Source organism: Streptomyces sp. PA03-6a, from assembly GCF_033792765.1.
In the GTDB taxonomy this organism is placed as follows: Bacteria; Actinomycetota; Actinomycetes; order Streptomycetales; family Streptomycetaceae; genus Actinacidiphila.
Map to the genome: position 1 here is coordinate 21,622 of NZ_JARAVK010000097.1, position 10,652 is coordinate 32,273.

Sequence of the window (10,652 nt, forward strand, 5' to 3'; positions counted from 1 at the left end):
GGCGGGGTCACGCCTGGTGCGTACGCGACGTCAGGAAGCGAGCGCCCGCGGCGGCTCCTGCTCCTCCTCGATGCGGCGGTTCCACTCGGGCTTGGAGGCCTGCCAGCCGTCCTCGTCGTGGCCGGTGCGCCAGTACCCCGAGATCGACAGCCGTTCACGCGGCACGCCCAGCTCGACGCGCAGCAGACGGCGCAGCTGCTTGACGAAGCCCGCCTCGCCGTGGACGAAGGCCTGCACGTCACCCGGCGGGAACTCCAGCCCGGACACGACGTGGAGCAGGGCCTCGCCCACCGGCCGGGAGCCGCGGTGCACCCAGGTGACCTCGGCGTTGCCGGGCGTGGGGAGCTTCTGCTCCTCCTCCGGGCCGGACACCTCGACGAACACCCGGGCGGGAGCGCCCTCGGGCAGCCGCTCCAGCGAGGCGGCGATCGCCGGCAGCGCGCTCTCGTCGCCCACGAGCAGATGCCAGTCGGCCGCGGAGCCGGGCGCGTAGGCGCCGCCGGGCCCGAGGAAGAGCACCTCCTCGCCGGGCTGGACGCGCGCGGCCCACGGGCCGGCCAGGCCCTCGTCGCCGTGGTACACGAAGTCGACCGTCAGCTCGCGCGCCTCCGCGTTCCACCGGCGCACGGTGTACGTCCGGATGCGCGGCCACTGGTCGCGGGGGAACTCGGCGCGGATCCGCTGGATGTCGAACGGCTCGGGGTAGCGCACGCCCTCGACCGGGAACAGCAGCTTGATGTAGTGGTCGCTGTACTCGCCCACGGGGAATCCCGCCAGGCCCTCACCGCCGAGGACCACGCGGATCATGTGCGGGGTCAGCCGTTCCACGTGCTGCACCCGCGCGCGGTTGAGCTGCGGCTTCCTGCGCACCGGACGGTCTGCCATGAGCACACTCCTCGCACTAAGTTAGGCAAGCCTAACCCATCTGGCCCGCCCTGTGCAGCCCGGTCTCGGAAAGATCACGAGATCTTCGAACACCGGTTCCGATCCGCCGTTCTCCGATTTTGATGGGACGGACGCGATCAGACGCTACCCGGGAGGCCGGCGCACATGGGTTCCGACACCGCCACCGCGATCACCGCAGGACCGCGCGGGGTGCCGCTGCTGGGGAACCTCCCGCAGTTCGCCAAGGACCCGCTCGCCTTCTTCACCGCGCTCCGCGAGTGCGGGTCCGGGCAGGTCACCTGGGCCATGGGCCGCACCCCCGCGCGCTTCCTCAATGATCCCGCGCTCATCGGGGAACTGCTCTCGGCCCGCGAGTCCACCTTCTCGCTGCCCGACCTCGGCTGGTCCTTCCGCTACCTGATGGGCGAGGGGGTCGTGGTGGCCAAGGGCGCCGACTGGCGCCGCAAGCGCTCCCTCGTCCAGCCCTCGGTACGGCCCAAGCAGGTGCGCGCGTACGCGGCGACCATGGCCGACTGCGCACGGGAGGTCGCCGACCGCTGGAACGGGGGCGAACGGATCGACGTGCGCCGCGAGATGACCGGGCTGACCCAGCGCATCGCCGTACGGACCGTGTTCGGCACCGACGCCGCCGTCCGCGAGGAGGTCATCGGCCGCTGCATGGACGCCGCCCAGCAGCAGATGGGCGCCGAGTTCCGCGGACTGGGCGCGATGCTGCCCGACTGGTTCCGCACCCCGGGGCGGATCCGCTTCAAGGCCGCCGTCGACACCCTCGACGCCGAGGTCGCCCGGATCGTCGCCGTCCGCCGTGAGGCCGGCGGCGAACGCGACGACCTGCTCAGCCGGTTGCTGGCCGCCGTCGACGAACACGGCGTCCCGCTCACCGACAGGGAGATCAGGGACGAGACCGTCACCCTCTACAACGCGGGGCACGAGACCACCGCCACCACCCTGACCTGGGCCTGGCACCTGCTGTCCCGCAACCCTCAGGCGCGTGAGGCGCTCACCGAGGAACTGGACCGGGTGCTCGGCGGCCGCACCCCGGGCTTCGACGACTACGCGGAACTGCGCTGGACCGAGGCCGTCGTGAAGGAGACCCTGCGCGTGCGGCCCACGGTCTGGCTCAACCTCGCGGTCGCGGGGGAGGGCGCCACCCTCGGCGGTGAGCCCGTCCCGGCCGGCACCCAGGTCTGGATCAGCCCCTGGGCCACCCACCGCGACCCGCGCTGGTGGCCGGAGCCCGAGGAGTTCCGCCCCGAGCGCTGGCTGGACGGGGCGCCCGACCCGGTCACCGACCACACCTGGTTCCCCTTCGGCGGGGGCACCCGGGCCTGCCTCGGCGCGCGCTTCGCGATGGTCGAGGCGGTGATCGTGCTGGCCACCCTCGGCAGCCGCTTCCACCTGGACACCGGCGACGAGGAGATCCGCCCCACCGTCGGCCTCACCCTCCAGCCCGACCGGGACGTCCTCGCCGTCACCCGGCCCGTTCCGGCCCCAGCACGCTGAGCAGCCGCTGCAGCGAGCCGCCCAGCCCCCAGCGCTCGGCCAGCGCGGCCAGCTCCTGAGGCCGGCGCGGCTCCCGCGGCAGCTGCGGGGTGAACTCCGGCAGCGGCACGTCGGAGGCCACCCGCACCACCTTGGGTGCGACGGCCACGTAGTCCCCGGCCTCCTGCAGCCGCTTGCGCTGCGCCGGGGTGACCTTCGAGGCGGGGTCGTGGGCGGCGGCCATGATCCCGGCCAGGTCGCCGTACGCCTCCAGCAGCTTCGCCGCCGTCTTCTCGCCGATGCCCGGCACGCCCGGCAGGCCGTCGCTCGGGTCGCCGCGCAGCAGCGCCAGGTCCGCGTAACCGGGGCCGTCCACGCCGTACTTGCCGCGCAGCCAGGCCTCGTCCACCACGTCCAGCGAGCCGACGCCCTTGAGCGGGTACAGCACCCGCACCCCGCGGGCGTCGTCCACCAGCTGGAACAGGTCGCGGTCACCCGTCACGATGTCCACCGGGCCGGGCGCCCGGCCCGTCAGGGTGCCGATCACGTCGTCCGCCTCGTAGCCGGCGACACCCACCCGGGCGATGCCCAGCGCGTCCAGCACCGCCTCGATCACCGGGACCTGCGGCGACAGGGTGTCCGGGACCTCCTCGACGTCCGAGCCGCCGGGGACCTCCTCGGCGACGCGGTGCGCCTTGTACGAGGGGATCAGGTCCACCCGCCACTGCGGCCGCCAGTCCGCGTCCATGCAGGCCACCAGGTCGTCGGGGGAGTGGTCGGCGACCAGGCGGGCGATGAAGTCCAGCAGGCCGCGCACGGCGTTGACCGGCGTGCCGTCCGGCGCGCGCACCGAGTCGGGCACGCCGAAGTACGCGCGGAAGTAGAGGCTGGCGGTGTCCAGGAGCATCAGGCGTCGAGTCACACGCCGATGATGCCGCACGCCGCCGACACCGTGACCTCCGTCACGGAACGGTTTGCCCCGCCCGGGTCGGGGCAGCCGCCGTCCCGGAGCGGGACAGGAGCGCTCCGCGACCTGCGTGCGGGGGCAGCCGGTCGTCCTCCCTACGACACGTGAGGTGTATGTGTACAGGCTGCAGGCAGAGCATCTGTACAAGGTGTTCGGTGCCGACCCCGAGGACGGCGTGCGCCGTCTGGAGGCCGGAGCCGGACGCGACGAACTGCGCGGGAGCGGTACGACCGCCGCGGTGATCGACGCGAGCTTCGACGTCCGCGAGGGCGAGATCTTCGTCGTCATGGGCCTGTCCGGGTCGGGCAAGTCCACGCTGCTGCGCACGCTCAACGGGCTGAATCCCCCCACCGCGGGGCGGGCGCTCTTCGACGGCCGGGACCTCACCGCACTCAGCGCCCGCGAACTGCGCCGCGTGCGCTCGCACGGCATCAGCATGGTCTTCCAGCACTTCGCGCTCTTCCCGCACCGCAGCGTGCTCCAGAACGCCGCGTACGGCCTGGAGGTGCAGGGCGTCGGCCGCAAGGAACGCGAGGAGCGCGCCGCGCGGGCCCTGGAACTCACCGGCCTGTCCGGCTGGGGCGACTCCTGGCCCGACGAGCTCTCCGGCGGCATGCAGCAGCGCGTGGGCCTGGCCCGCGCCCTGGCCACCGACGCCGACGTGCTCCTCATGGACGAGTCCTTCAGCGCCCTGGACCCGCTGATCCGCCGTGACATGCAGGACCAGCTGATCGAGCTGCAGCGCAGCCTGAAGAAGACCATCGTCTTCATCACCCACGACCTCAACGAGGCCATGCGCCTCGGCGACCGCGTCGCCGTCATGCGCGACGGGCGCATCGTCCAGATCGGTTCCCCCGAGGACATCCTGCTGCGCCCCGCCGACGAGTACGTCAGCTCCTTCGTGCACGACGTCGACCGTTCCCGCGTGCTGACCGCCGGCACCGTCATGGAGCCCCCGCACCGCCCCGACGCGGGCGACTGCCGCTGCGAGACGGTCACCCCGCGCACCGCGCTCGCCGACGTCCTGCCGGTCAGCGCGCGGGTCCCGCACCCCGTGGCCGTCCGCGACGAGGCCGGCGACGTGGTCGGTGTGATCGCCAAGGACCGGCTGCTGGCCGCACTCGGCGACCACGACGGACCGGTGACGCCGTGCACCGACGACACGGCGCAGGCGGCCGCCGCCCCGCCCGCGAAGGACGCCGCGCCCAGGGTGCCGGGCCGGCCGCGGAAGGAGGCGGCGCGTGCCTAGGCTGCCCCTCGGCGACTGGACCGACAGCGCCGTCACCTACCTGCGCGACCACTTCGGTCCGCTCTTCGACCTCATCAGCGCCGTCGTCTCCGGCATGTACGACGGCCTGGACGCCGTCCTGCAGGCCCCCGCGCCGCTGCTGCTCGCCGGCATCCTCGCGGTCCTCGCGCTGTGGCTGCGCGGTCTGACCGCGGGCGTGCTCTCCTTCGCGGGCTTGGCCGTCGTCGTCTCCGTGCAGCAGTGGGACGAGGCCATGGACACCCTGTCCCTGGTGCTGGTCGCCACCGTGATCACCATCGTGCTCGCCGTGCCGCTCGGCATCTGGTCGGCGCGCAACCGCACCGTCTCCGCCGCACTGCGCCCGGTACTGGACTTCATGCAGACGATGCCCGCCTTCGTCTACCTGATCCCCGGCATCTTCTTCTTCGGCGTCGGCCAGGTGCCCGGGATCATCGCCACCATCGTCTTCTCCCTGCCGCCGGGCGTGCGCATGACCGAGCTCGGCATCCGGCAGGTCGACGGCGAGCTCGTCGAGGCCGCGGAGGCCTTCGGCACCGCCCCGCGCAGCACCCTGCTGCGGGTGCAGCTGCCGCTCGCGCTCCCCACGATCATGGCGGGCGTCAACCAGGTGATCATGCTGGCGCTGTCCATGGTCGTCATCTCCGGCATGGTCGGCGGCGGCGGTCTGGGCGCCTCGGTCTTCACCGCCATCAGCCAGGTCGACATCGGCCTCGGCTTCGAGGCGGGCCTGTCCGTGGTCATCCTCGCCATGTACCTGGACCGCGTCACCGGCGCCCTCGGCACCCGGGTCTCCCCGCTGGGCCGGCGGGCGATGGCCGCGGCCGCCTCCCCGCGCGGTCTGCAGCTGTGGAAGTACCGCCCGCAGACCTCCGTCGCCGTCGTCGGCATCGTCGCCCTCGCCCTGGTCGCCGGCGGGGTGAACGTCTTCGGCGCCGCCGACGAGGGGACCGCCGTCCCCGAGGCCGACGACGTCGGCAAGGGCCGTCAGGTCGACATCGGCTACATCCCCTGGGACGAGGGCGTCGCCTCCACCTACCTGTGGAAGGAGCTGCTGGAACGCCGCGGGTACGAGCCGAAGGTCACCCAGTACGACGTCGGCGCCCTGTACACCGGCATGTCCGCGGGGCGGGTCGACTTCGAGACCGACTCCTGGCTGCCCGTGACGCACCGGTCGTACTGGGAGAAGTACAAGAACGAGCTGGACGACTACGGCTCCTGGTACGGCCCCACCTCGCTCGAACTGACGGTGCCGTCCTACGTCAAGGGCATCGATTCGCTGGCCGACCTCAAGGGCAAGGGCAAGCAGTTCGGCGGCCGGATCATCGGCATCGAGCCGGGCGCCGGGATGATGAAGATGCTCAACGACACCGTCCTGGACCGGTACGGCCTGGCAGGCGAGTACGAGGTCACCACCGGCTCGACCGCCAGCATGCTCGCCCAGCTCGACCGCTCCATCAAGGCGAAGGAGCCCGTCGTGGTCACCCTGTGGTCCCCGCACTGGGCCTACGACGAGCACAGTCTGAAGAAGCTGAAGGACCCGCTCGGCGCCTGGGGCAAGGGCGACGGCATCCACACCCTCGCCCGGGGCGGCTTCGCCGGCGACGAGCCGAAGGTCGCGAAGTGGCTCCGGGACTTCGAGCTGAGCGAGAAGGAGCTGACCGGGCTGGAAGGCGCCGTCCACAAGGCCGGCCAGGGCCACGAGCAGGACGGCGTCCGCGACTGGCTCGACGCCCACCCCGGTCTCACGGACCGGCTCGCCCCGGTCGGCTGACCGGACCCCGACCCCGGACGGCGCGGCACCCGGCACTTCCCCTCCCTCGTGCCGGAGCCGCGCCGTCCGGCCCTCCCCGTCCCGCGGGGATGGATACGGTGGGGGACATGACCCGTCGCGACTCCGGCCCCGCACGGCGTGTGGTCTCCCTCGTCCCCTCGCTCACCGAGGCGGTGGCGACCACGGCGCCCGCCCTGCTCGTGGGCGCGACCGACTGGTGCAACCAGCCGGCCGACCTGCGCGTCACGCGGGTACGGGGCACGAAGAATCCCGACATCGCGGAGATCGTGCGGCTCGCTCCCGACCTGGTGATCGCCAACGAGGAGGAGAACCGCGAGCCCGACCTCGCGGCGCTGCGCGCGGCGGGGCTGACGGTGCTGGTCACGGAGGTGCGCAGCCTTCCGCAGGCCTTCCGGGAACTGCACCGCGTCGTCGTCGAGGCCTGCGGCCTGCCACGCCCGGCCTGGCTCGACGCCGCGGAGAAGACCTGGGCGTCGCTGCAGCCCCCGGCCCACCCCCGCAAGGCCGTCGTGCCCGTCTGGCGCCGGCCGTGGATGGTGCTCGGCCGGGACACCTTCGCCGGCGACCTGCTGGCCCGGCTGGGCGTCGAGAACGTTTACGGGACCCACCAGGAGCGGTATCCGCGGGTGCCGGTCGACGAGCTCACCGGCAGCGGGGCGGACCTCGTCGTGCTCCCGGACGAGCCGTACCGGTTCACCGCGGAGGACGGGCCCGAGGCGTTCCCGGACATACCCGCGGCCCTGGTCAGCGGCCGTCACCTCACCTGGTACGGCCCGTCCCTGGCCGAGGCGCCGGCCGTGCTCGCCGCCGCCCTCGCCGGCCCCGCCCCCGCCCGGCGCGGCGGCTGACCCGGGGCGCCCGCGCCGTGGAAGCCCCCCGGCGCACGCGGGCCCGTGGCCGTCGCGTGCGCCGGGGAGGGACCTGGGGTCAGCCGCGCGCCACGGCCGTGAAGACCGTGCGCCCGGACCCGACCCGGTAGACGGCCCGGCCGTCCTGGACACCCAGGTACGTGGCGTGGCTCCCGGCGGCGGTGTAACGGCCGCCCGCCACCACGGGCAGCGCGACCGTCGCCGTCACGTTGACCGGCACCTCGACCGTCGTGTCCACCCCGTGCCGGTTCCGGCGCCAGTCGACGCCGACGGTGCCGCGCTCGGTCCACTGGCTGCCCGAGGCGTGGCTCACGCCCGAATCCGCCGGGGCGATCCGCACCGACGCGCCGCCCGGGCTGGTCACCGTGAGGCCGAGCACGCCCTCCAGCACCCCGACGACACCCGCGCCGCCCCAGCCGTGCGACATGCTCTCGCTGCTGCTCTGCGAGACCTGGCCGGGCGCGCAGTCACTGATCGAGCACCCCGGAGTCCACTGCTCCCACAGGAAGGTGCCGCCCTCGGCCAGGACCTGCGCGGGCCCGTCGGCGGAGGGATCGGTGAGGATCCGCACCAGCGTGTCCGGCCGGTCGACGACCCGCAGCGCCTCCAGCAGGGTCCGCAGCGTCATCGGCCCCTGCCGCATCCCCTGCCGGGACAGCTCCGCGCCCAGCGCGGCGTACTCCGAGGGTTCCGCGACGCCGTAGGCGACCGGGAAGCTCTGCGCGTGCTCGCCCTGATGCGCGATCAGGGCGCCGTCCGAGGACAGACCGTCCGACCACAGCCCGGTGCCGCCGTCGCGCAGCCGCTCCCGCATTGCCGCCGTCAGCTCGTCCGCGCGGCCGGCGTAGACGTCCCGGGTGGCGTGGTCGCCGAGCGCGTCGGCGGCCTCGGCCACCGACCGCATCGCGCCCACCCCGAGGGCGTTGACGACGGTGCGGTTCACGTTGCCGTCGGTGACGTAGCCGTACCGCATCGGGGCGGGCCAGTCGATGATGCCGTGCAGGTAGGCGCCGCTGCCGCCGGGCAGGTCGGCGACCAGACCGCGGTCGTCCACCGCCGAGGAGACGTAGTCGGCGACGTTGCGCATCACGGGCAGGGCCCGGGCGAGCAGTTCACGGTCGCCCGTGGTGCGGTAGTAGCGCATCACCCACTCGGGGAACATCTCGGTGTAGTCGGGGATGTCCCGCTTGGCGTCCCCGTTGGGGTAGACGGAGTTCAGGGCGCCATTGGGCCAGTAGCGGGCCTGGGAGTTCATGAAGGACTCGATGGCCTGACGGGTCAGGCTGCGCTCGCCCGACGCGGCCATCGTCGCGAACGACTCGTCCACGGTGTCGCCGAGGAACTGGCCCTTCTCACGGGTCGGGGTGTCCAGGAAGACGTTCTGCGCGGACTGCAGCGCCGAACGCTGCATCAGCGAGAAGACCTGGTCCAAGGTGCCGTCGCTGCTGCGGAACGTCGCGGGGTGGGCCGCGTCGGTGTTCTGGACGACGGCGGCGACGTCCCGCGTGGTCAGCTTCTCGCCCGGGTCGCTGATCTGCAGGTAGCGCCAGCCCCAGTAGGTGAAGGCCCGTGCGGTCTGCGGACCGTCCTTCTCGGTGTAGAAGAACCGCATGTTGCTGCCCTGGGTGTCCAGACCCGACGTACCCGCGCGGGAGTTCTCCACCCAGCTCGCGGCGGCGTGGTCCTTGCCCAGGGGACGGTCCAGGGTCACCGTCGTGCCGTCCACCGCGCTCACGGTGCGCATCTCGGGGTGCCCGGCGCCGTACCCCGTGGCGGGCGCGTCCACCACGATCTCGTCGCCGGCATGGACGTTCGCCGCGTTCGCCAACGTCACGGAGGCGTCCCCGGCCCGCACGGCGGCGGTCAGCGTGGAGTTGCTGCGCCGGTAGCTGGTGGTGAACGTCAGCTGCCGGCCGGCGGTGCCGGAACGCAGCCGTACCGAGGGCACCGCGGCGTACACCTTGCCGAAGTCGGCGAGGACGGTGCCGTCGGGCAGGTGCAGCAGCGAGACCGGGTGGACGGTCTCCTGCGTCAGGTGGGCCTGCAGCGCCGACAGGTGGGTGAAGGCGCAGGGGGACGAACCGCCCTCGTAGGGAGCGCAGTTGTCCGGGTTCGGCCGCGGGTGGGCGCCGATGACGGTGGCCGCGGCCCAGCCGGAGTCGTCGTAGTTGGGGGTGTTCCAGCCGGCCGGCTCGACCGTGGCGTCGTAGTACTCCACGCGGTCACCGGCGTCGCCGTTGCGGTAGGTCAGGGTCTCGACCCGCTGCGGCTCGTAGCGGTGGACCTTCCAGGTGCCGTCGGAGACCGCCACGTCGCGGGTGCCGTCCGCGTGCTCGACCACCACCTTGACCAGCAGCCCGGAGGGGCCCTCGGGGGCGTTCGGGCCGTTGGCCCGGCCCTGGCACTTGCAGGACCAGTAGTGCGTCAGCACGCCCACGGCCAGGTCCCGGCCCGCCTTGACGCCCTTGACGGCGGCGACGTCGTAGAAGCCCTCGCCGGCGTACTCGTAGGACGAACTGCGCTGCACGGTCTTGCCGTCGACGTCGACCTGCCAGTCGCCGGCGGCCGCGACGTACACCCGGGTGCCGACCACGGGGCTGCCCGCGGACACCCGGACGACCTTGCGGGCCGCCGTCCACTCGTTGCTCGCGTCGTTCCCGGTGGCGGGACGGCGGATCCACTGGGCGCCCGACCAGTCCTGGTCCGTGAGGCCCGTGCCGAAGGACGCACCGGTCGAGTAGGGCGAGGCCTCCCCCGCGCGGTCCCACGTCCGCACCTTCCACTGGTACGCCGTCCCCGGCGCCAGCGCGGGCCCGCCGTACGGCACCCAGGACTGTTCGGAACCGCGGACCTTGCCGCTGTCCCAGACGGTGCGGCCGCCGGGGACGCGCACGACGACCTGGTAGGCGGTCTGGGCCTCGTCGGAGTCGCTGTCGCGGGGCAGCCAGCCGAAGCGCGGCGCGGCGTCGATGGCGAGCGGGTCGGTGCGGTCGTCGACCGTCAGGCCGCCGGGGGCGCCCGGGGCGTGGTTGCGGGGCGCGTGCGCGTGGTCGGCGTAGGCCTGGGGCGTGGCGGCGGCGAGCGTCAGGCCGAGGGAGAGCGCGAGGAGGGTGAGGCGGCGGCGGGGGATGGGCGGACGTCGTTTCATGGACACCTCTCGGCGGGGTTAGAACGTTTCAATCCGCAGGCGTATGTTATTGATACGTTTCAATCCTGTGACCGGGGTGAGCCTAGGCAGGGCGCCGTTGCGCTGTCAACGCCCCTTCGTGTGCGGCGCCGTTGTGGTTGCGGGCGGCTGCGCCGGGCTGCCCGGTTGTTTGTGTGCGGGGTGTTCGCGCCTGTGGCGGGGTGCCCCCGCCCCAGGCG

Annotated in this window: 7 protein-coding genes; 4 read left to right on the top strand and 3 right to left on the bottom strand. The window is 73.2% G+C overall.

What is annotated here, in order from left to right:
• Nucleotides 1–30 precede the first annotated feature (30 nt).
• The gene (locus tag PV350_RS22970) at nt 31–885 is read right to left on the bottom strand and encodes a siderophore-interacting protein (RefSeq protein WP_499510905.1); all 855 of its coding nucleotides are present in this window, start codon (nt 883–885) and stop codon (nt 31–33) included.
• A 165-nt stretch (nt 886–1,050) separates the two neighbouring features.
• On the opposite strand from PV350_RS22970, the gene PV350_RS22975 reads away from it, so the two are divergent.
• Nucleotides 1,051–2,409 (top strand): cytochrome P450, encoded by a 1,359-nt coding sequence (locus PV350_RS22975; protein ID WP_500335780.1) that lies wholly within the window; start codon nt 1,051–1,053, stop codon nt 2,407–2,409.
• Here the strand turns inward: PV350_RS22975 and PV350_RS22980 are convergent.
• Complete coding sequence (locus PV350_RS22980; RefSeq protein WP_499516779.1) at nt 2,378–3,295, bottom strand: 5'-3' exonuclease; 918 nt, start codon at nt 3,293–3,295, stop codon at nt 2,378–2,380. The genes PV350_RS22975 and PV350_RS22980 overlap by 32 nt on opposite strands.
• Before the next feature lie 175 nt (nt 3,296–3,470).
• Here PV350_RS22980 and PV350_RS22985 point away from each other — a divergent pair, with 175 nt between their 5' ends.
• The 3 genes from PV350_RS22985 (at nt 3,471) to PV350_RS22995 (ending at nt 7,265) form a co-directional block, all read left to right on the top strand.
• Nucleotides 3,471–4,604: a quaternary amine ABC transporter ATP-binding protein gene (locus PV350_RS22985; protein ID WP_500335786.1), complete on the top strand. Its 1,134-nt coding sequence runs from the start codon at nt 3,471–3,473 to the stop codon at nt 4,602–4,604.
• On the top strand, nt 4,597–6,396 hold the full coding sequence (locus PV350_RS22990) for an ABC transporter permease/substrate binding protein (protein WP_500335782.1): 1,800 nt from the start codon (nt 4,597–4,599) through the stop codon (nt 6,394–6,396). The genes PV350_RS22985 and PV350_RS22990 overlap by 8 nt, the downstream gene beginning before the upstream one ends.
• Nucleotides 6,397–6,503: 107 nt before the next feature.
• Complete coding sequence (locus PV350_RS22995; protein ID WP_499510902.1) at nt 6,504–7,265, top strand: helical backbone metal receptor; 762 nt, start codon at nt 6,504–6,506, stop codon at nt 7,263–7,265.
• 79 nt (nt 7,266–7,344) lie between these two features.
• On the opposite strand, the gene PV350_RS23000 is transcribed toward PV350_RS22995, so the two are convergent.
• Nucleotides 7,345–10,434 carry a glycoside hydrolase family 78 protein gene (locus tag PV350_RS23000; RefSeq protein ID WP_500335784.1) on the bottom strand — a complete coding sequence of 1,030 codons (3,090 nt, stop codon included), beginning with the start codon at nt 10,432–10,434 and terminating at the stop codon, nt 7,345–7,347.
• Nucleotides 10,435–10,652 lie beyond the last annotated feature (218 nt).